The sequence below is a fragment of the Segniliparus rugosus ATCC BAA-974 genome (assembly GCF_000185725.2).
Lineage (GTDB): Bacteria > Actinomycetota > Actinomycetes > Mycobacteriales > Mycobacteriaceae > Segniliparus > Segniliparus rugosus.
The window spans coordinates 241,414-260,181 of the sequence record NZ_KI391953.1; the positions used below are offsets into that span (position 1 = coordinate 241,414).

Here is an 18,768-nt window from a genome sequence, read left to right on the forward strand (position 1 = left end):
TCAGATATTTCGGAAGGCTTGGAGGGGAGCATTTCTCTTTCTGTTGCCTCGGCGGATTTTCCAACTCGCGCGCCCGCCTCCGAATTCTTATCGAATCCTTGCTGAAAACATTGTTCGGAATGGATTCCATTCGCTGGGAATAAAGCATCGCCGGCGAACGGCGTCGGGCGCGCGATTCTCGCTCCGGAGATCGCTGACGTCGGCGGCGCGGCGGGCGGCTTGGCCCAGTCGACGCAATCGCTTGGCGGTTCGATCGGCGGGAACATCCAGTTCACGTTGCGTCCTGGCGGGATCGTCGCGATTCCGATGGACCGGATTCCGCTCAAGGGCAGCGAAGCGCGGCTGCGGGTGCGCAATGTGAATGTGAAGATCGACGCTTGCGGGGGGCCGGTCAACGTGCGCTCCTTCGCCCTGCTGAGCGTGACCACGGATTACTCCCATTCCACGCTCGCCACGTACGGCACCGAATACCCGATCTAACAACTCGGAAGGCCCCAAGGCCGGGCCTCGGGGCCTTCCGGGCCCATCGCCCATACCTTACGAAAGAGAAAGGTCAATCTCATGAAATCTTGGAAAGCGACATCTGTGTTCGTCGGGGCGTTGTTCGCCCACGGGCTGCTCGGCGTCTCTGCTGCGGGGGCGGATCCCTCCGCGCCAGTGGCGGATCCCACCGGGGCTGGCGGGATCTATGGGGAGACCAGCCCGTTCTCCGGGGGGCCGAACCCATGGGCGAGTTCGCCGATCCCCGGCCTGATATCGAGCACAGTGCCCGGCTCGCTCGCTCCGCTCTCCACGGAGCTGAGCACGGGCACCAGCAGCTTGCGTCCGGGGACGAACGCTCTGCAGCCCGGCGCGCTCAGCCGCAACCCGGCCCGGCCAAGGCGGACCCCGACTTCCCCAGCATCCCGCAGCAAGGCGACTTCCCCGGCGTCTCGGAACAAGAGCCTGAGCCCGGCCAAAGCTCGGACTCGGACCAGCAGCAGGCTCCGGCCGAGCGAACCGGGGCCGGTTCGCAAGACAACGACACGAGTCCGCCCTCCGGGCAGGATTGTGTGGCGCTCAAATTCGCCGTCGAGAGGGTCAACGCCCTGTTGAGCGCCCAAGTCCCGGTGTCGCAAGGGTTCGCGTCCAAGGATCTCGGCGAGCAGGCGGTCGACAAAGACCTCGATGTCCTCAACCAGGTCGAGCAGTATCTCGTGTACGCGGAGTCCGGCGTCGAGGACACGGACCAGCGCGCGAAGATCGAAGCGTATAAGGCGGCGCTCGGACAGGTCAGCGCGACCCTCTCCGACCGTCGCGCGCAAGACCTCGCCAAGCCGGCCCCATACGAGTGGGTCGGCAAGCTCTCTGACGCGAACGCCCGCGCCAGCGGCGGTTTTCTCGCCATAGGCAACACCTGCCCTGTTCGATGACCACGAACGAGAGAGGAGCTTTGATGAACCGAAGCAGCTATCCCCCGGAGATCCGGACGAAAGTGCTGAATCTCGTAGAATCTGGCCGAAAGGTTTCTGAAGTGGCACGAGACCTCGGCATCAACCAGCAGACCGTCTACTCGTGGCACAGGCAAGCCCGCCGTCTGCGCAACCGGGTGTCGCCCGTCAACACTCCAGAGGCGAAAACCGAGCTTGGGATGGCGAAACGTCGGATAGCGCAGCTCGAAGCCGAGCTCGACATCTACCGTTTCGCGTTCGGGGCGCTGCATGAGGCGGTTCCGCAGAGGAAAAACCCGGCAGGGCGGGAATAGCGCCGGGCGGAACCTGGTTGGGTCGAAGGTGAGCAATCTCCGCATCGGGCAATACGGCGTCTTCGGTTCGTTCGACTACTTCAAGGGGCGGGCCGCCGAGATCGAACGGCTGGGCTACGGAGCCATCTGGATCGGCGGCTCCCCGCCTGCGGACCTCGCGCTGATCGAGGCCGCGCTCGCGGAGAGCGAACGGATCGTCGTCGCCTCGGGCATCGTGAACGTGTGGACCGCGCCCGTCGGCGAGGTCGTCGAGTCCTACCACCGGCTCGAAGAACGCCACCCAGGGCGCTTCCTGTTGGGGATCGGTGCGGGCCATCCGGAGCATCAGGCCGAGTACCAGAGCCCCTACCGGGCCGTGGTCGCGTACCTGGACGCGTTGGCGGCGGGCGGCGTGCCGAAGGAGCGGATCGTCCTTGCCGCGCTGCGGGGGCGCATGCTCGAGCTCGCCGCCGAGCGCACGGCCGGAGCGCACCCGTACTTCATGCCGGTGGCGCACACCCGCCTCGCCCGCGAGAGGCTCGGGGCCGGTCCGCTGCTGGCGACGGAGGCGAAGGTCGTCTTCGAGACCGATCCGGCCAAGGCGCACGCGGTTGGCGGGCAGGTCAGCAGCTTCTACCTCGGGCTGCGCAACTACGTGAACGCCTGGCGGGAACTCGGCTTCCCCGACCTGGAAGTCGGAGCCCCGCCGACGGAGGCGTGGCTCGACGCGCTGGTCTCGTACGGCACGCCCGCCGGGATCGTCCCCGGCCTGCGGGCGCATCTGGACGCGGGCGCGGACCACGTCGCGGTCCAGGTGATCCCGACTGCGAGCGACCCGATCCCCGGATTGGCCGCCCTGGCCGAACAGCTGCGGCTGGTCGCCGGAGCGGGCGCGTGACTACGCCGCCGCTGGGGAAAGTCGGAATATGGAGCCTCGGCGACCGCTTCGGCAACGCGAGGGCGGCGCAAGTCGAGCGCCTCGGCTACGGGGCGATCTGGGTGGGCGGCGTGTTCGACTCGGGCCTGCGCGACGTCGAGCGGGTGTTGGAGCATTCGGAGTCCATCACCGTGGCCTCCGGGATCGTGAACGTCTGGACCGCGCCGGCGCGGGAGGTGGCCGCCTCGTACCACCGGCTTGAGGAGCGTTTCCCCGGCCGTCTGCTGCTTGGCGTCGGCGTCGGCCACCCGGAGCGCAGCGCCGACGTCTACACCTCGCCCTACCAAGCGCTCGTCGCGTATCTGGACGAACTCGACGGGGCCGGGGTGCCGAGGGACCGTATGGCGCTCGCCGCCCTGCGCTCGGGCGTGCTCAAACTGTCGGCGGCCCGGACGGCGGTCGCGCATCCCTACCTCACCCCCGTGGCGCACACGAAATACGCCCGCGAGGCGCTTGGCCCGGACGTGCTGCTCGCCCCCGAGCACAAGGTCGTGTTCGAGACCGATCCGGAGGCCGCGCACGCGGCGGGCCGAGCGTCGGTCGACTTCTACGCCGGGCTGAGCAATTACGTCAACATGCTGCGCGAGTTCGGCTTCCCGGACCTCCAGGTGGGCGATTCGGCTTCGGACGAGCTGCTCGACGCGCTGGTCTCGTACGGCGCGCCCGAGCGGATCGCCGAGGGGGTCGCGGCGCACCTTGACGCGGGCGCGGACCACGTCTCGGTGCAGGTGCTGCCCGGCGAGGGCGACCCGATCCCCGGATTGGCCGCCCTCGCCGGAGCGCTGCGGCTGCGCTAGGCCGCGACGGCCCGCCAGCGCTGCCTGCCGCCCTGCTCGTCGGTGACGACGTCGCGGAATCCGGCCATCGCGAGTCGTTGGGAGAGCGATTGCGGCGGGACCGGGTTGTAGGTGTCGCCGATGTGCAGCACGCGCATCTTCAGGCTGTGCACCAGGTCGCATCCGGCGAACACGCCGCCGGGGGCGAGCACGCGCCGCGCCTCGGCGAACAGGTCGTTCTGGCCGTCGGGGGTGGGGACGTGGTGGAGCATGGTGAAACAGACGACCGAGCTGAACTCCGAGTCCGGCAGGTCGAGGTCGGTGCCGTCGCCCTGCAGGATCTTGGCGCGGGAGCCGTGCTGGCGTTCGAGGTCCGCCGCCATCACCGGGTCGATCTCCACGGCGGTGAGGCGCTCGGTCTGATCCACCAGCACCTTGAGGTTCGCCCCGTAGCCTGGGCCGATCTCCAGCGTGTTCTCGCCGAGGGCGACGTCCGAGAGCGCCCAGGGCAGTATCTCCTCGCGGACCGACCTGGCCCATTTCTCGGAGCTGCAGATGCGTTGATGTATCCAGTTCATAGCCATGCTCTCGACGGTAGCGAGGCTCGCGCCTGTCCGAAAGGCGATAAACTGACACGGTATGTCGCAAAACGGTCAAAACCTGCCAGCCGCCGCCCGGCTGGCGGACCGGCTCGTGGCGCGTTCTGAGGCCATGGTCCTCGGCGACGTGCGGCTGCCGTCCGGGCACTGGTTCCCCGAGCACGTCCACGACGAGCACCATCAGCTGGTCTGGGCCCCGCGCGGCGTGGTCGCCGTCGCGGCGGGCAAGGCGCATTGGGTGCTCCCCACCACGCGCGCCCTCTGGATGCCCGCGGGCCTCGCCCATCGCACGGGGGCGATGAGCGGCGCGGTGCTGCGCGGGGTTTATTGCCCGATCGGCTGGACCGACGACGCGGCAGGACTGCGGGACCGGGCCCCGTTCGTCGCGGACGGCAGCTGGCGGACCCCGCAGCTGGTCCGGGTCGGCCCGTTGCTGCGCGAGCTGCTGGAGCATCTGCTCCGCGCGGACCTCGCGCCCCACGCCAGGGAGCGGGCGGAGGCTGTGGTGATCGACCTGCTCGAACCGATGTCGGTGATTCCGATCCGCGCCCCCATGCCCAGCGACCCGCGAGCGGCGCGGCTGGCGAAACGTCTGGTCGCGAACCCCTCGGACGACACGGTGCTGCGGGACCTGGCCCGTGAGGCCGGAGCGTCGGAACGGACGCTCGCCCGGCTCTGGGCCGCCGAGACGGGGCTCAGCTTCGGGCAGTGGCGCACGCAAGTCCGGTTGCGCGCCGCGTTGCCGTTGCTTGCGGAGGGCAAGACCGTCGAGCGCGTCGCCGAGCGGATCGGGTATTGCTCGGCGAGCGCTTTCGCCGCCGCCTTCCGCCGCGCGGTCGGGGTGTCGCCGGGGCGCTATTTCTCGTGACTATGCTGAGCCGATGGTCAGCCAGCTCACACCGGGGCGGCATGCGGCGGAACCGCCGCGACCGCCGCTGGTGAAAGTGCTCTTCGTGTCCGCGTCCGCGGCGATGAGCGGATTCCTGTTCGGCTACGACACGGCGGTGATCAACGGCGCGGTCTCGGGTGTCAAAAGCTATTTCGCCATCGACGCTTTCGCGGTCGGGGCCATCGTTTCGACCGCGTTGCTGGGCTGCGCGGCGGGGGCGATGGGCGCGGGCAGGCTCGCCGAACAGCTCGGCCGGCGCACGGTCATGCGCGTCGCGGCGCTCTTGTTCCTTGTCAGCGCGCTCGGGTCCATGTTCCCCGGCACGGTGTGGCTGCTCGCGTTCTGGCGGGTGCTCGGCGGGACGGCCATCGGCGTCGCTTCGGTCATCGGCCCCCTGTACATCGCCGAGGTCTCGCCGCCCGCGTACCGGGGCAGGCTCTCGTCGCTGCAACAGCTGGCCATCGTCGTCGGCATCGCGGTCTCCCAGTTGGTCAACTACCTGATCGCCGCTGCGGCGGGCGGCTCGGTCCGCAACGCGCTGTCCGGTATCGAGGCGTGGCAGTGGATGCTCGGGGCGTGCTCGATCCCCGCGCTGGTCTATTTCCTGCTGGCCTCCACGATCCCGGAGTCGCCGAGGTTCCTCGTCGCCAACGGGCAAGACGAACGGGCCCGCGAAGTGTTCGCCGAGCTCGAAGGCCCCCAGGTCGACGTCGAGGCGCGCGTGCGCGAGGTCCGCTCCGCCATCGCCGCCGACCACAAGCCGAGTTTCCGGGATCTGATCGGGGGCACGTTCATCCTGCCCCTTGTGGTCTGGGTCGGGATCGGCATGGCGGTGTTCCAGCAGCTCGTCGGCATCAACGTCGTCTTCTATTACTCCGCGACGCTGTGGCAGTCGGTCGGCTCGAACCAGTCCGACTCGCTGTTGCGCAGCTTCTCGACCGCCGTCATCAATATTGTCGGAACCTTCATCGCCATCGCCCTCATCGACAAGATCGGGCGCAAGGCGCTGCTGCTCGTGGGCTCTGCGGGCATGGCTGTCGCTCTGGGAGCCGAGGCCTGGGCGTTCAGCCGCCTCGGGGTCCAAGACGGCCACGACTTCCTCCCGCGCGAAGCCGGTCTGACGGCGCTGGTGGCGGCGCACGTGTTCGTGTTCTTCTTCGCGCTCTCCTGGGGCGTGGTGCTGTGGGTGCTCCTCGGCGAGATGTTCCCGGCGCGCATCCGCGCCGCCGCGGTCTCCCTGGCGACCGCCTGCAACTGGATCGCGAACTGGCTGATCACCATCTCGTTCCCCAGCCTGTCCGCCTGGAACCTCTCGCTCACCTACGTGGGCTACGCGCTCTTCGCTGCGGTCTCGTTCGTCTTCGTGCAGTTCCTGGTGCGCGAGACGAAGGGGAGGACGCTCGAAGAGGCCTGATCCGGCTCGCCCGGATGGCCCGGTGACAGAATGAGCCTATGGCGACTTCATGGGATCCGAACGTCTACCACCGGTTCAGCGATCAGCGCGACCGCGCCTATTTCGACCTGCTCGCCCGCGTCCCGGACATCGCGCCGAAGAAAGTCGTGGACCTCGGCTGCGCCACCGGGCGGCTCACGGCGGCGCTCGGCGAGCGTTGGCCGCAGGCCGAGGTGGTCGGGGTCGACTCCTCGCCCGCGATGGTGGCCGAAGCCGCCGCCGACCTGCCTGGGAACGTGCGCGTCGAGCTCGGCGACATCGCCGGGTTCTCCGCCGAGGGCGTCGACCTCCTCTTCACGAACGCGGCGCTGCAATGGCTGCCGCAGCACCGTGAGCTGATCGCCGCGTGGGCCGGGCAGCTCAACCAGGGCGGGGCGATCGCATGGCAAGTGCCGGGGAACTTCCTCTCCCCCTCGCATGTGCTGATGCGCACGCTCGCGCAGGGGCCGAAGTGGAAGCCGAAGCTCGACGGCGTGCTGCGCGGCGGCGACAGCACCGACAGCGCCGAGCAATATGCGCGTCTCGCTTTGTCCTCGGGCTTGGTCCCGGACGCGTGGGAGAGCACGTACGTCCACCTGCTCGAGGGCGAGGACCCCGTGCTCAACTGGGTGCGCGGCACCGGCTTGCGGCCGGTGCTCGACAAGCTGTCCGAGGAAGAAGCCGCGCAGTTCGAGCGGGAGTACGCGGGCCTGGTGCGGATGGCGTACCCGAAGGCGGGGGAGTTCACCCCGTTCCCGTTCCGCAGGATCTTCTGCGTCGCGGTCAAAGCGTGACGGGTCGGCCCGCGCCGGCTGCTCCGGCGGCGCAGAGGCCGGTTCGGCCGGCCGTCGTCCTCGTCATCTGCTGTGTGAGCATTTTCGTCGTCATCCTGGACGCGAGCATCGTCAATGTCGCCCTGCCCGCGATCAGCAAGGGCATCGGCGGCGACGAGGGCTCGATGCAGTGGATCATCGACGGCTACGCGCTCGCCATGGCCAGCTTCCTGATCTCTAGCGGCGTGCTCGCGGACCGGGGCGGCAGGCGGCGTTTCTTCCGCTTTGGCCTTGTCCTGTTCGGGCTGGGCTCGCTTTTGTGCAGCGCGGCCCCGACGATCCACGTGCTGATCGCGGCGCGGGTGCTGCAAGGCTTCGGCGGCTCCATGCTCAACCCGGTCGCCTTGGCCATCATCGCGAACGTCTATGTCGATCCGGCCAGGCGGGCACGGGCGATGGGGGTCTGGGGCGCGGTCCTCGGCGTCGCGATGGCGCTCGGCCCGGTCCTCGGCGGCTTCCTGGTCGACTCCGCCGGCTGGCCGTCGATCTTTTGGATCAATGTCCCGGTCTGCGCCGTCGCGGTCTGGGCGGCCCGTTTCCTCCCGGAGTCTTTCGGCGACCGGGGCCGCCGTCTGGACATTCGGGGCCAGGCCTGCACGGTCGGGGCCATGTTCGCGCTCGTGCTCGCGATCATCGAGCTGCCGAGGCTCGGGGCGGGCTCGCCGTGGATCTGGGCGGCGTTTGGCGCGTCCGGCGTGTGCGCCGCCGCTGCGGTGGCGGCGATGTCCCGCGCCGAGCACCCGTTCATCGACGTGCGCTCGTTCCGCAATCCGCAGTACGTGGTGGCGAACCTGTGCGGTTTCGCCGGAGCGGGCGGCCAGGGCGTCTTGGTCTTCGCCTTGTCGCTCTCCCTGCAGGCCTCGTTCGGGCTGTCGGCGACGGCAGCCGGGTTGTATCTGCTCCCGATGGCGGTGGGGACGTTCGTCTGCTCCGCGATCAGCGGTCGGGCGGTGGCCAGGGTCGGGACGATCCCGCCGCTGTTCGCGGGCGGGCTCGGCATCGCGGCCTCGGGAGCCACGCTCCTCGCTTTCAGCCCGACCTCGTGGGAAACGCTCGTCGGCGTCGCGCTCTTCGGGGCGGGGCTGGGGCTGGCGAACGCGCCGACTGCCATCATGGGGATCGCCGGGATGGGCGCGAACGCGGGCGCGGCCAGCGGGGTCGTCGCCACGTGCAGGCAGCTCGGGATCGGCGTCGGGGTCGCGCTCGCCGGCTCGCTCGCGGATCCGAGCGAGGGCAAGGTCGCCCCGTCCTGGGTGGTGCTCTGCGTCTGCGGCGCGCTCGTCGCGGCCTCCGCGTCCGCGCTGTGGCTGCGCTCCGACGTTGCGGGCGCGTCCTCCGCCTGAGAGTTACACTTGCGGACATGGCTGAGGGCGTGCGGGGCGGGGTCTCGCTGTGGAACATCGCGTCGGCGTGGTTCGCGTGCGTGGTCGCGATTGGAGGGGCCGGAGCCGTGTTGCAGCAGCGCCCGCCGTCGCTTTGGGTCGCCGCGTCCTTGCTGCTGTGCGCCGTCGCCGCTCTGGCATGGGCGGTGGCGCGGATCAAAACCAGGACGCCCGCGCGAGGGCGCAGCTGGCGGGACTGGGGGGCGTGGCGGGAAGCGTTGGACCTGTGGTCGTGGCGCGAGTACCCCTACATGATCTGGTTCGTGTGCGCGATGCTCGCGCAGCAGGAGTTCTCGCGGCTCTACGGTTTCGGCTGGATGCTGCTCATCCTGCTGTCGACCCTCGCTCCCTTGGCGGTGTGGGCCGTGTACGTTCGGCGCAAGCGGGCTCGCGCCCAGGTCGCGGACGGGCCCGACTGGTGAGAGTCTGAGGCGTATGCGCGCGCAGGGCCGACGGGGGCTTACAGCCCCGGCCCTGCGGGCTTCGCCCCGTCCAGCTCGCCCTGCGCCATCCTCGCCAACGCCTCTGTGAGCACGCGCAGCCCGGCGAGCAGGTCTTTGTCCTCGGTGTACTCCCGCTCGTTGTGCGAGATGCCGTCCACGCTCGGGATGAACAGCATGATGGTCGGCACGAGGTCTTTCATATTGGTCGAGTCGTGCCCCGCCACGGTCATGATGGTGCGCCTTGGCAGGCCGAGCCCGTCCACCACGTCCAGCGCCAGCTTCACGCCTTCGGGCTGATAAGCGAGGTTGCCCCACTCGTGCGCCGCGACCTGCTCGATCTTCACCCTTGCGCGCTCCTCGATCTGGGCGAAGGCCGCGAACAGGTCGGCTTTCGCCTGTTCGAGCACGCGCTCGTCCGCGCAGCGGCTGTCCACGTGCAGGCGCACCTCGCGCGCGGTGGTGACCGGGGAGTTCGGCTCCAAAGTCAAATAGCTCACGCAAGCGTGCAGCGGCACGTCGGCGTGCCGGTCGGCCTGGTCGCGCACCGCCGCGATCACCAGGGCCGCGCCGAGCAGGGCGTCGTGTCGGAACTCCATCGGCGTCGAGCCGGTGTGCGACTGCTCGCCCCGCACGAGGAGTTCGAACTTCTTCGCCGCCCACGTCGCGTCCACCACGCCGATGGCCAGCCCCTCCCGCTCCAGCTCCGGGCCCTGCTCGATATGGATCTCGGCGTAGGCGGCGGGTTCGGGGGCCTCCCCCTCCGGGTCGATCGTGCCGATCGCGGCGAGGGCTGCGGCCACGGTGGTCCCGGCTTCGTCCGCGATGGCGAGGGTGGCTTCGAGGTCGAACTTGCCGGTGAGCACGCCCGAGCCCATCAGGCTCGGTCGGAACCGGCAGCCCTCCTCGTTGAACCAGTTCACGACGGCGAGATTGTATTTCGGCTCCGTCCCGTCGGCCTGCCACCGTTGCGCGAGCCGCCACGCGGCATGCGCCCCCGCGAGCACTCCGTACGCTCCGTCGAAGCGCCCGCCGAGGGGCTGGCTGTCCAGATGCGAGCCCACGAACACGTACGGCGCGCCGGGGACGAGGTCGAGGAGCCCGAATTGGTTGCCGATCTTGTCGTAGCGGACGGAGAACCCGCGCTCGGCGAGCCAGCCCGCGAACCAGTGCCGCTGCGCCCCGTCCGCCGCCGTCGCGGCCTGCCGGTCCACGCCGCCCGCCGGGGTCGCGCCGAATGCGGAAAGCGCGCGGAAATCCTCGAGAAACGCCTGGTCGATCTGCGGTGTCGGCATACCGTATTCTGGCACGAGCGGCCTTTGCGCGCATGTTGCGATCACCACATCGGGTGATCAATTCGCGCGCACGTACTAGCCAGGCTCGCCGAACAGACGGTAAGATCGCCCGAGTGATCAATCCTCGCGCGTTGCTGAGCCGCAGGAGGAGTGTGCCGTTCGCGCTGGCTTTGGCGCTGCTCTGGAGCGGCCAGTGCGCGGTGGAGCCGGGCAAACCCCACGAGAGCGTGTTCGCGGAAGCGCTCCTCGGCGAGCAGACCCACGAAGCCGCCGCGGAGCTGGACGGCCAGTCGGGCTTCGCCAAGCGCTACCCGGAGCTGATCGGCAACCGGGACGGCGTCACGGCGAGCGTCCGCGACCAGGCCAATCGCTCGCTCATCCCGCGCCGCCGTGCCGAGCTGGAGGCCGCGAGGGACAAGCTGCGGCGCGAGCTGGCCGCCGACAAGTTCCACGGGGCTTTCAACGACAAGGACTCCGACCTCTTCTACGCCGAGCGCAAACTCGAAGGCCTCGCGGCGGTGGAGCGCTCGCTCGCCGCCCACCCCGAAGCCAAACTGCTGCTCTTGGACATGAGTTCGGGGGAACGCGGCAAGGCGGCCATCGCGATCGGCGACCCCGACACCGCGGACCACATCTCGATCACCACGCCGGGGATCAACTCCTCGCCGGGGCAGACGCTGACCGGCATGGTCGACGAGGCCGCGAAGCTCAAGAGCGAGGGCGAGACCATCCTGCGCAAGCAGGGCTCGGACGAATCGGTCGCCTCGATCGCCTGGATCGGCTACGACCCGCCGCAGTTCAACTGGGAGGGGACCAACCCCGGCCCTGGCTGGGGGGACGAGCTCAAAGGCGTCTACGAGCTCAGCCAGGACAGCAGGGCGCGGGCCGGATCGGAGAGTTTCGCCCGGTTCTGCCAGGGCCTCGCCGCGGTGTGGCGCCCTGCCGCCGACTCCTCGGCCCAGCGCCCGGACATCACCGTGCTCGGCCACTCCTACGGCTCGCTCGTCGTCTCCCTCGCGCTGCAGCAGCTGCCGAAGGGGACCGTCTCGAACGCCGTGTTCTACGGCTCGCCCGGCATCGACATGACCGAGACCGCCGACCCCGACCAGCTCGGCCTGGCCCCGAACCACGCGTTCGTGCTCGAATCCGACGACGACCCCATCCGGCGCATTCCGGAGTGGGGCCCGAGGATCGCGTACGGTGGCTTCCCCACCACGTTCCCGTGGATCGTGCGCCTGTCCACGCACGAAGGCGTCGGCGTCGGCGACGGGCTGCGCCACGAGCGGGCGCACGGGCACGCGGAGTACCCGCGCGTGGCCCCGAACGGCGAGCTGCGCATGAGCGGTTACAACATGGCCGCCGTGGTCGTCGGTCGCCCGGACCTCGCGGTCAAGGGCCGCTGAGCGCCAAGGTCGGCCCAGCGCCTCGCGCATCTGCTCCGGCGGACAGGGTCGCGAGGCCTGCGCGCAACCTCGCGCCCGGCCGCACGAGGCTGCCGACGAGCCCGAAGAGCAGGGCGAATGCGGTGGCGGCCTCGAAGTAGACCAACGCTTTGACTCTGATCCGTCCGCGAGCGGTTTGGAGTCGGCTCCGAAACCCGGCCGCAGCCTTCCGATGCGGGAGCCGAGGATGACAGCGGCGGCGAGCTGGAAGAAGATTGAGGAGCGTTCGCCCTGCTGATCGGCCATTCGCGCAGTATGCCGGGCATTCGTTTCGTCAAATCAGCAGACGCGCTCTCGTGCGCCTATCCGAACAGGAGAACCCTGCTATTGTTGTAGTACTCATTCCATGAATGGAGGTTGCGATGGCGGAACAGCGCCGACGACGGGCGAACGGGGAACGCTCTCGGGCGAAAATCTTGGAGGCCGCCATGCTGGTCGCGGGGGAGCGCGGCTACGAGGGCACCAGCATCTCGGCGGTGAGCGAAGCCTGCGGTTTGCCCGCAAGCTCGATTTACTGGCATTTCAAGGATAAGGACGAATTGATCGCGGCCGCGCTGCAACACGGCTACGATCAGCTCTCTTCCTATTTCGTCCTGCCCGGCGAGGAGGCGGGCTGCCCGGAGGAACGGGCGGCGCAGATGGCGCGGAGCTTCGGCGAGGCGATCGAGGCGCGCCCGACGTTCCTTCGGCTCGGCCTCATGCTCTCGCTCGAACGCAGGCCGACGGAGGCGCGGGCCAGAGAGATGTTCTTGCACGTGCGCTTCCTCGCGCGCCAGAGCGTCGAGGGGATGCTCCGTGAGCTTTTCCCCGACTTCCCCGAGCCGGATTTCTCCACCGTCGTCACGTACGCGATGGCGGGCGGGGACGGACTGTTCGTCGCGAAAGAGGTCGACGGGGACGCCGTGGACTTGCCTCGGCTCTTCGAGCTGCACGCCCGTTTCGTCTACCAGGCGATCTCCACGTGGCCGTCGCAACAGAAGGGGGCGCGATGAGCGACAGGATCGACGCCCACCAGCATGCGGTCCCCGAGGAGTACGCCGCGATCGGCCGGGGCAACGCGGCGGCGCTGTTCCCCAGGTTCGCGGGGCAAGCCCCGCGCTGACGCGGAGTCACCGGGGGTCGGGCAGATACGCGGGGCGCTCGCCGGAGAGGGATGCCTTGACCTCTTTCGCGCGCCGGTCGACGAGCACTTCGTCGCGGTCCTCCGCGAGCCCTCGCAGGGCGATCCGGGCGACGTCCTCCGGGGAGGTTTTCTCGGCCGCCACGCCTGAGGCGAGGTCGGTGTCCACCCAGCCGACGTGCACGCCGACCACGCGGACTCCTTGCGGCGCAAGTGCCCGGCGCAGCGCGTTCGTGACGGCCCACTGCGCGGCCTTGCTCGCGGCGTAGCCCGCTGTGTCGATGGCCCCGCTGGCCCAGGAGGCGACGGAGAGCATGTTCACGACCGCCCCGCCGCCGTTTCGGACGATGACCGGCGCGAACGCCTGCGTGACCGCCCATGTCCCGAGGAAGTTGACCTCTAGAAGCTTGCGGGCTTCGTCGAGCGAGGCGGTCAGCGGCGGCGTGGGGACCAAGAAGCCCGCGTTGTTGACGAGGACGGAGGCTTCGCCAGCGGCCTCGGCCGCCGCCGCGATGGCGGCGGGGTCGGTCACGTCGAGCGCGAGCGGGACCACCCCCTCGTATGCGACGGTCTCGGGATCGCGGGCCGCCGCGTAGACCTTCGCCGCCCCCAGGCGCAGCAGCTCTTGGGCGAACGCCTTGCCGATTCCTCGGTTCGCCCCGGTGACCAGTGCCGTTCTGCCTTCGATCCGCATCGCGCCTGCTTTCTGTTCCGTGTCGCTCTCGTCCAGCCTAGAACCTGGACGCCGCTCCGGGTCCAGTGTGACGCGCAGCTCGCTTGACCTGGAGCGCCCTCCAGGTTCTAGCGTGGAGGCATGACCACAGTGCACAGCCGGGAACTCACCATCGGCGAAGTGGCCTCGGAGACCGGCCTGTCGGTCGATTCGTTGCGCTGGTTCGAGCGCGAGGGCCTTTTCCCGACCATCCGCCGCAACGCGGGCGGCCAGCGCCGGTTTTCCGAATCCGACGTGGAGCGCATCGTTTTGATGCTGCGGCTGCGGCGCACCGGGATGCCGGTCCGCGACATGCGGCGGTTCATCGAGCTGCTCCAGGGCGGCGAGGAGACCCACGCCGAGCGGTTGCGGCTGCTGCTCGCCCAGCGCGCGCGGATCCTCGCCGAGCAGGAACGGCTGGCGGAAGACCTCGCGGTGGTGGAGTTGAAAGTCGCGTACTACACCGGGCAGGTCAGCAGGTCCGTGTGCGAGTCCATCCCGCTGAACGTCGACCGGAAAGAGCGATGACGATGTCTTTGCCAAGAACAGCGCTCGGCGACGGGCTGTCCACCAGCGCCATCGGGTTCGGCGCGATGAGCCTTTCCTCCGTCTACGGCGAGGCCGACGACACAGAGTCCCTCGCCACGCTGCACAAGGCCGTCGACCTCGGGGTGACGTTCATCGACACCGCGAACATCTACGGCATGGGGTCCAACGAGGAGCTTATCGCGAAGCTGCTGCGAGAGCGGCGGGACGAAGTGCAGCTCGCCACCAAGTTCGGGATCGAAAGCGACCCGAGGACCGGCGAATTCCGACTCCGGGGCGACCGCGAGCACGCGCGGGAGAGCTTGGAGGCGAGTCTGCGCCGGCTCGGCACCGACCATGTCGACCTCTACTATCTGCACCGCCCCGCGCCGGACACGCCGGTCGAGGACAGCGTCGCCGCGATGGCCGAGTTCGTCGCGGAGGGCAAGGTCCGGCATATCGGCCTCTCCGAGGTGACCTCGGCCGAGCTGCGCCGGGCCAACGCGGTGCATCCGATCGCTGCCGTCCAATCCGAATGGAGCATCTTCAGCAGGGACGTGGAGCGCGCGGTGGTGCCGGCCGCGGCGGAGCTTGGCGTCGGTTTCGTGCCGTACGCGCCGATGGGGCGGGGGTTCCTCGCCGGGCAGGTCACGTCGAGTTCGTTCGATGGCGCGGACTTCCGCCGCCTGCTGCCCCGGTTCAACGAGGAGAACCTCGCGGCGAACCTCAAGATCGCCGACCTGGTGCGCGACGTCGGGGCGCAAGCGGGGGCGACCCCGGCGCAGACCGCCATCGCCTGGCTCTACGCGAAAGGGAGACAGCACGGCCTTGCGGTGACGCCGATTCCGGGCACCCGCCGGGCCGCGCGGGTGGAGGAGAACGCGGGCGCGGTGGGCCTGCGCCTGTCCGAGGAGGCGCTGGCCCGGCTGGACGAGGCGGCGCAGGCCGCGGTCGGGCCCCGCTCGATCACCCCGATCTCCGCAGACCGGGAGTGACGCTCACGCGGCGCAGCCGCCGCGAACACCCAGCCAGCAGTGCCAACGCCATGCCCCACACGGCCAACGACCTCGCCGGAAGAGCGTAACGGATCGGCGCGCATGAGCGCGAAGCCCGATCCGACTCTATAGTTAGCAATGGCGAATTGATGTTCGCGGGCTTCATCACTCGGACGGAAGGACGGCCATGGGCGACGGCGAAGAGCGGGCGAAGCGTTTCTTCCAGAGGATCGGGGAGCTGAGCGCGACGGACCCGCAGTTCGCGGCCGCCGCGCCGGACCCCGCCGTGGTCGAGGCCGTGTCGGACCCCTCGCTCTCGTTCACCCGCTACTTGGACACGCTGATGCGCGGGTACGCCGAGCGCCCGGCGCTCGCCCACCGGGTCGGCGCGGGATACGAGACGATCAGCTACGGGGAGCTGTGGGCGCGGGTCGGGGCGATTGCGGCGGCGTGGCAGGCGGACGGCCTCGCGCCGGGCGACTTCGTCGCCACGGTCGGTTTCACCAGCCCGGACTACGTCGCCGTCGACCTTGCGGCCGCGAGGTCGGGGCTGGTGTCCGTGCCGTTGCAGGCGGGTGCTTCGCTCGCCCAGCTCGTCGGGATCCTCGAGGAGACCGAGCCGAAGGTGCTCGCGGCGAGCGCGAGCAGTCTCGAAGGGGCCGTTGCCTGCGCGCTGGCGGCCCCGAGCGTGCAGCGGCTCGTCGTGTTCGACCTGCGCGGCCCGGACGCTTCGGAGAGCGCGGCGGACGAGCGCCGAGGCGCCCTCGCCGATGCCGAGGAGCAGCTGGCGCGGGCCGGGCGGGCCGTGGTCGTCGAGACCCTCGCCGACCTGGCGGCCCGAGGCGAGGCGCTGCCGGAAGCCCCGCTGTTCGAGCCCGCCGAGGGCGAAGACCCGCTGGCCCTCTTGATCTACACGTCCGGCTCGACCGGGGCCCCGAAGGGGGCGATGTACTCGCAGCGCCTGGTGTCCCAGCTCTGGGGGCGCACGCCGGTGGTGCCGGGGATGCCGAACATCTCGCTGCATTACATGCCGCTGAGCCACTCCTACGGGCGGGCGGTCCTCGCCGGGGCGCTCTCGGCGGGCGGGACCGCCCACTTCACCGCGAACAGCGACCTTTCCACCCTCTTCGAGGACATCGCGCTCGCCCGCCCCACCTTCCTCGCCCTGGTCCCCAGGGTCTGCGAGATGCTGTTCCAGGAGAGCCAGCGCGGCCAGGACGTCGCGGAGCTGCGCGAACGGGTGCTCGGCGGTCGGCTGCTGGTCGCGGTGTGCGGCTCCGCCCCGCTGTCGCCGGAGATGCGCGCGTTCATGGAGGAGGTGCTCGGCTTCCCGCTGCTCGACGGCTACGGCTCGACCGAGGCGCTCGGCGTCATGCGCAACGGGATCATCCAGCGCCCGCCGGTCATCGACTACAAGCTGGTCGACGTGCCCGAGCTGGGCTATCGCACCACTGACAAGCCCTACCCGAGGGGCGAGCTGTGCATCCGCTCGACGAGCCTGATCTCCGGCTACTACAAGCGCCCCGAGATCACAGCGGAGGTGTTCGACGCGCAGGGCTACTACAAGACCGGCGACGTGATGGCCGAGATCGCGCCGGACCACCTGGTGTACGTGGACCGGAGCAAGAACGTCCTCAAACTCTCCCAAGGCGAGTTCGTCGCCGTCGCGAAGCTCGAAGCCGCGTACGGCACGAGCCCGTACGTGAAGCAGATCTTCGTCTACGGCAACAGCGAGCGCTCCTTCCTGCTCGCGGTCGTCGTGCCGAACGCCGAAGTCCTCGGCGCGCGGGACCAGGAGGAGGCCAAGCCGCTCATCGCCGCCTCGCTGCAGAAGATCGCGAAAGAGGCTGGCCTGCAGTCTTACGAGGTCCCGCGCGACTTCTTGATCGAGACCGAGCCGTTCACCACGCAGAACGGCCTGCTCTCCGAGGTCGGCAAGCTGCTGCGCCCGAAGCTCAAGGCCCGGTACGGCGAGGCGCTGGAGGCGCGCTACGACGAGATCGCGCACGGCCAGGCGGACGAGCTGCGCGCGCTGCGGGACGGCGCGGGACAGCGCCCGGTGGTCGAGACCGTCGTGCGGGCCGCCGTCGCGATCTCCGGCTCCGAGGGCGCGGAGGTCGGCCCTGAGGCGAACTTCGCCGACCTCGGCGGGGACTCGCTCTCCGCGTTGAGCCTTGCGAACTTGCTGCACGACGTCTTCGAAGTCGAGGTGCCGGTGCGGATCATCATCGGCCCGACCGCCTCGCTCGCCGGGATCGCCAAGCACATCGAGGCCGAGCGCGCCGGGGCGAGCGCCCCGACGGCGGCCTCCGTGCACGGCGCGGGGGCGACGAGGATCCGAGCGAGCGAGCTGACGCTGGAGAAATTCCTCCCTGAAGACCTGCTTGCCGCCGCGAAGGGCCTTCCGGCCGCCGACCAGGTCCGCACGGTGCTCTTGACGGGCGCGAACGGCTGGCTCGGGCGTTTCCTCGCGTTGGAACAGCTCGAACGGCTCGCCCGATCGGGGCAGGACGGCGGGAAGCTGATCTGCCTGGTCCGGGGGAAAGACGCGGCTGCGGCGCGCAGGCGGATCGAAGAAACGCTCGGCACGGACCCGGCCCTGGCCGCCAGGTTCGCCGAACTTGCCGAGGGGCGGTTGGAAGTGGTCCCGGGGGACGTGGGCGAGCCGAAGTTCGGCTTGGACGACGCGGCATGGGACCGGCTGGCCGAGGAGGTGGACGTCATCGTCCACCCGGCGGCCCTTGTGAACCACGTTCTGCCGTACCACCAGCTGTTCGGGCCGAACGTGGTCGGCACGGCGGAGATCATCCGGCTCGCGATCACCGCCAAGCGCAAGCCGGTCACCTACCTCTCCACGGTGGCGGTCGCGGCGGGCGTGGAGCCCTCCTCCTTCGAGGAGGACGGCGACATCCGGGCCGTGGTCCCCGAACGGCCCTTGGGCGATGGGTACGCGAACGGCTACGGCAACAGCAAATGGGCGGGGGAGGTGCTGCTGCGCGAAGCGCACGAGCTTGTGGGCCTGCCGGTGGCGGTGTTCCGCTCGGACATGATCCTCGCGCACACCCGGTACACCGGACAGCTCAACGTCCCCGACCAGTTCACCAGGCTCGTCCTGAGCCTTTTGGCCACCGGGATCGCGCCCAAGTCCTTCTACCAGCAGGGCGCGGCGGGCGAACGCCAGCGGGCGCATTACGACGGCATCCCCGTGGACTTCACCGCCGAGGCCATCACCACGCTCGGCGCGGAGCCGAGCTGGTTCGACGGCGGCGCGGGGTTCCGCAGCTTCGACGTGTTCAACCCGCACCACGACGGGGTGGGCTTGGACGAGTTCGTGGACTGGCTCATCGAGGCCGGGCATCCGATCTCCAGGATCGACGACCACAAGGAATGGTTCGCCCGGTTCGAGACCGCCGTGCGCGGCCTGCCCGAAGCGCAGCGCCAGCATTCCCTGCTGCCGCTGTTGCGCGCCTACTCGTTCCCGCATCCGCCCGTGGACGGCAGTGTCTATCCGACCGGGAAGTTCCAGGGCGCGGTCAAAGCCGCGCAGGTGGGCTCCGACCACGACGTGCCGCATCTCGGCAAGGCGCTGATCGTGAAATACGCGGACGACCTGAAGGCTCTCGGACTCCTCTGAGCGGAGCGCAGCCGTGTCCGGGTCGGGCTCCGAT

At 69.7% G+C, this 18,768-nt stretch carries 20 protein-coding genes; 15 read left to right on the plus strand and 5 right to left on the minus strand.

Features of this window, described 5'->3' with window-relative positions; all coding sequences use genetic code 11:
* The first annotated feature begins 189 nt into the window (after positions 1-189).
* The gene (locus HMPREF9336_RS01160) at positions 190-480 is read left to right on the plus strand and encodes an MspA family porin (RefSeq protein WP_280110252.1); all 291 of its coding nucleotides are present in this window, start codon (positions 190-192) and stop codon (positions 478-480) included.
* Positions 481-686: 206 nt separating this feature from the next.
* On the opposite strand, the gene HMPREF9336_RS18190 is transcribed toward HMPREF9336_RS01160, so the two are convergent.
* Complete coding sequence (locus HMPREF9336_RS18190) at positions 687-1,016, minus strand: hypothetical protein (protein WP_040584523.1); 330 nt, start codon at positions 1,014-1,016, stop codon at positions 687-689.
* Positions 1,017-1,052: 36 nt separating this feature from the next.
* Here HMPREF9336_RS18190 and HMPREF9336_RS18195 point away from each other — a divergent pair, with 36 nt between their 5' ends.
* From HMPREF9336_RS18195 to HMPREF9336_RS01185, 4 genes are read left to right on the plus strand one after another with little or no spacing between them, the layout of a single operon-like run.
* Positions 1,053-1,412, plus strand: a complete 360-nt coding sequence (locus HMPREF9336_RS18195; RefSeq protein WP_040584524.1) for a hypothetical protein — start codon at positions 1,053-1,055, stop codon at positions 1,410-1,412.
* Positions 1,413-1,435: 23 nt separating this feature from the next.
* Positions 1,436-1,744 (plus strand): transposase, encoded by a 309-nt coding sequence (locus HMPREF9336_RS01175; RefSeq protein WP_007472134.1) that lies wholly within the window; start codon positions 1,436-1,438, stop codon positions 1,742-1,744.
* A 28-nt stretch (positions 1,745-1,772) separates the two neighbouring features.
* Positions 1,773-2,621, plus strand: coding sequence for a TIGR03620 family F420-dependent LLM class oxidoreductase (locus HMPREF9336_RS01180; protein WP_007472132.1), 849 nt, complete (start codon positions 1,773-1,775; stop codon positions 2,619-2,621).
* Positions 2,618-3,457, plus strand: coding sequence for a TIGR03620 family F420-dependent LLM class oxidoreductase (locus HMPREF9336_RS01185; RefSeq protein WP_007472130.1), 840 nt, complete (start codon positions 2,618-2,620; stop codon positions 3,455-3,457). Before HMPREF9336_RS01180 ends, HMPREF9336_RS01185 begins: the two co-directional genes overlap by 4 nt.
* Here HMPREF9336_RS01185 and HMPREF9336_RS01190 read toward each other — a convergent pair.
* Positions 3,454-4,020, minus strand: coding sequence for a class I SAM-dependent methyltransferase (locus tag HMPREF9336_RS01190; protein ID WP_007472128.1), 567 nt, complete (start codon positions 4,018-4,020; stop codon positions 3,454-3,456). The two genes, HMPREF9336_RS01185 and HMPREF9336_RS01190, sit on opposite strands and share 4 nt — an antisense overlap.
* A gap of 55 nt (positions 4,021-4,075) precedes the next feature.
* Here HMPREF9336_RS01190 and HMPREF9336_RS01195 point away from each other — a divergent pair, with 55 nt between their 5' ends.
* The 5 genes from HMPREF9336_RS01195 to HMPREF9336_RS01215 all read left to right on the plus strand — a co-directional run bounded on the left by HMPREF9336_RS01195 (position 4,076) and on the right by HMPREF9336_RS01215 (position 8,993).
* Positions 4,076-4,903, plus strand: coding sequence for an AraC family transcriptional regulator (locus HMPREF9336_RS01195; RefSeq protein ID WP_007472126.1), 828 nt, complete (start codon positions 4,076-4,078; stop codon positions 4,901-4,903).
* 13 nt (positions 4,904-4,916) lie between these two features.
* Positions 4,917-6,338, plus strand: a complete 1,422-nt coding sequence (locus HMPREF9336_RS01200; protein ID WP_007472124.1) for a sugar porter family MFS transporter — start codon at positions 4,917-4,919, stop codon at positions 6,336-6,338.
* Positions 6,339-6,376: 38 nt separating this feature from the next.
* Entirely contained in the window at positions 6,377-7,150 is a 774-nt protein-coding gene (locus HMPREF9336_RS01205; RefSeq protein WP_007472122.1) for a methyltransferase domain-containing protein, read from the plus strand.
* Between the two features lie 74 nt (positions 7,151-7,224).
* Positions 7,225-8,532, plus strand: coding sequence for an MFS transporter (locus HMPREF9336_RS01210; protein WP_007472120.1), 1,308 nt, complete (start codon positions 7,225-7,227; stop codon positions 8,530-8,532).
* A gap of 17 nt (positions 8,533-8,549) precedes the next feature.
* Positions 8,550-8,993: a hypothetical protein gene (locus HMPREF9336_RS01215; RefSeq protein ID WP_021029890.1), complete on the plus strand. Its 444-nt coding sequence runs from the start codon at positions 8,550-8,552 to the stop codon at positions 8,991-8,993.
* Positions 8,994-9,031: 38 nt separating this feature from the next.
* Here HMPREF9336_RS01215 and HMPREF9336_RS01220 read toward each other — a convergent pair whose 3' ends face one another.
* Positions 9,032-10,306: a M20 family metallo-hydrolase gene (locus tag HMPREF9336_RS01220; RefSeq protein WP_007472117.1), complete on the minus strand. Its 1,275-nt coding sequence runs from the start codon at positions 10,304-10,306 to the stop codon at positions 9,032-9,034.
* Positions 10,307-10,419: 113 nt separating this feature from the next.
* On the opposite strand from HMPREF9336_RS01220, the gene HMPREF9336_RS01225 reads away from it, so the two are divergent.
* Positions 10,420-11,709, plus strand: coding sequence for an alpha/beta hydrolase (locus tag HMPREF9336_RS01225; RefSeq protein ID WP_244431575.1), 1,290 nt, complete (start codon positions 10,420-10,422; stop codon positions 11,707-11,709).
* On the opposite strand, the gene HMPREF9336_RS18200 is transcribed toward HMPREF9336_RS01225, so the two are convergent.
* Positions 11,696-11,854, minus strand: coding sequence for a hypothetical protein (locus tag HMPREF9336_RS18200; RefSeq protein WP_156920261.1), 159 nt, complete (start codon positions 11,852-11,854; stop codon positions 11,696-11,698). The genes HMPREF9336_RS01225 and HMPREF9336_RS18200 overlap by 14 nt on opposite strands.
* A 256-nt stretch (positions 11,855-12,110) precedes the next feature.
* Between HMPREF9336_RS18200 and HMPREF9336_RS01230 the strand changes: the two genes are divergently transcribed.
* Positions 12,111-12,740, plus strand: a complete 630-nt coding sequence (locus HMPREF9336_RS01230) for a TetR/AcrR family transcriptional regulator (protein ID WP_021029892.1) — start codon at positions 12,111-12,113, stop codon at positions 12,738-12,740.
* Between the two features lie 117 nt (positions 12,741-12,857).
* Here HMPREF9336_RS01230 and HMPREF9336_RS01235 read toward each other — a convergent pair whose 3' ends face one another.
* The gene (locus HMPREF9336_RS01235; RefSeq protein WP_007472112.1) at positions 12,858-13,562 is read right to left on the minus strand and encodes an SDR family oxidoreductase; all 705 of its coding nucleotides are present in this window, start codon (positions 13,560-13,562) and stop codon (positions 12,858-12,860) included.
* A gap of 120 nt (positions 13,563-13,682) precedes the next feature.
* On the opposite strand from HMPREF9336_RS01235, the gene HMPREF9336_RS01240 reads away from it, so the two are divergent.
* The 3 genes from HMPREF9336_RS01240 (at position 13,683) to car (ending at position 18,734) form a co-directional block, all read left to right on the plus strand.
* The gene (locus tag HMPREF9336_RS01240; protein WP_051357103.1) at positions 13,683-14,108 is read left to right on the plus strand and encodes a MerR family transcriptional regulator; all 426 of its coding nucleotides are present in this window, start codon (positions 13,683-13,685) and stop codon (positions 14,106-14,108) included.
* The gene (locus HMPREF9336_RS01245; protein WP_007472108.1) at positions 14,105-15,100 is read left to right on the plus strand and encodes an aldo/keto reductase; all 996 of its coding nucleotides are present in this window, start codon (positions 14,105-14,107) and stop codon (positions 15,098-15,100) included. The genes HMPREF9336_RS01240 and HMPREF9336_RS01245 overlap by 4 nt, the downstream gene beginning before the upstream one ends.
* A 187-nt stretch (positions 15,101-15,287) precedes the next feature.
* Positions 15,288-18,734, plus strand: a complete 3,447-nt coding sequence (gene car, locus HMPREF9336_RS01250; protein WP_007472106.1) for a carboxylic acid reductase — start codon at positions 15,288-15,290, stop codon at positions 18,732-18,734.
* Positions 18,735-18,768: the final 34 nt, after the last annotated feature.

Bases quoted from the DNA above. Each gene is read 5' to 3' on its own strand.
- HMPREF9336_RS01175 (WP_007472134.1), top strand. From the start codon at position 1,436: ATGAACCGAAGCAGCTATCCCCCGGAGATCCGGACGAAAGTGCTGAAT.
- HMPREF9336_RS01190 (WP_007472128.1), bottom strand. From the start codon at position 4,020: ATGGCTATGAACTGGATACATCAACGCATCTGCAGCTCCGAGAAATGG.
- HMPREF9336_RS01195 (WP_007472126.1), top strand. From the start codon at position 4,076: ATGTCGCAAAACGGTCAAAACCTGCCAGCCGCCGCCCGGCTGGCGGAC.
- HMPREF9336_RS01200 (WP_007472124.1), top strand. From the start codon at position 4,917: ATGGTCAGCCAGCTCACACCGGGGCGGCATGCGGCGGAACCGCCGCGA.
- HMPREF9336_RS01205 (WP_007472122.1), top strand. From the start codon at position 6,377: ATGGCGACTTCATGGGATCCGAACGTCTACCACCGGTTCAGCGATCAG.
- HMPREF9336_RS01215 (WP_021029890.1), top strand. From the start codon at position 8,550: ATGGCTGAGGGCGTGCGGGGCGGGGTCTCGCTGTGGAACATCGCGTCG.
- HMPREF9336_RS01220 (WP_007472117.1), bottom strand. From the start codon at position 10,306: ATGCCGACACCGCAGATCGACCAGGCGTTTCTCGAGGATTTCCGCGCG.
- HMPREF9336_RS01230 (WP_021029892.1), top strand. From the start codon at position 12,111: ATGGCGGAACAGCGCCGACGACGGGCGAACGGGGAACGCTCTCGGGCG.
- HMPREF9336_RS01235 (WP_007472112.1), bottom strand. From the start codon at position 13,562: ATGCGGATCGAAGGCAGAACGGCACTGGTCACCGGGGCGAACCGAGGA.
- HMPREF9336_RS01240 (WP_051357103.1), top strand. From the start codon at position 13,683: ATGACCACAGTGCACAGCCGGGAACTCACCATCGGCGAAGTGGCCTCG.
- HMPREF9336_RS01245 (WP_007472108.1), top strand. From the start codon at position 14,105: ATGACGATGTCTTTGCCAAGAACAGCGCTCGGCGACGGGCTGTCCACC.
- car (WP_007472106.1), top strand. From the start codon at position 15,288: ATGGGCGACGGCGAAGAGCGGGCGAAGCGTTTCTTCCAGAGGATCGGG.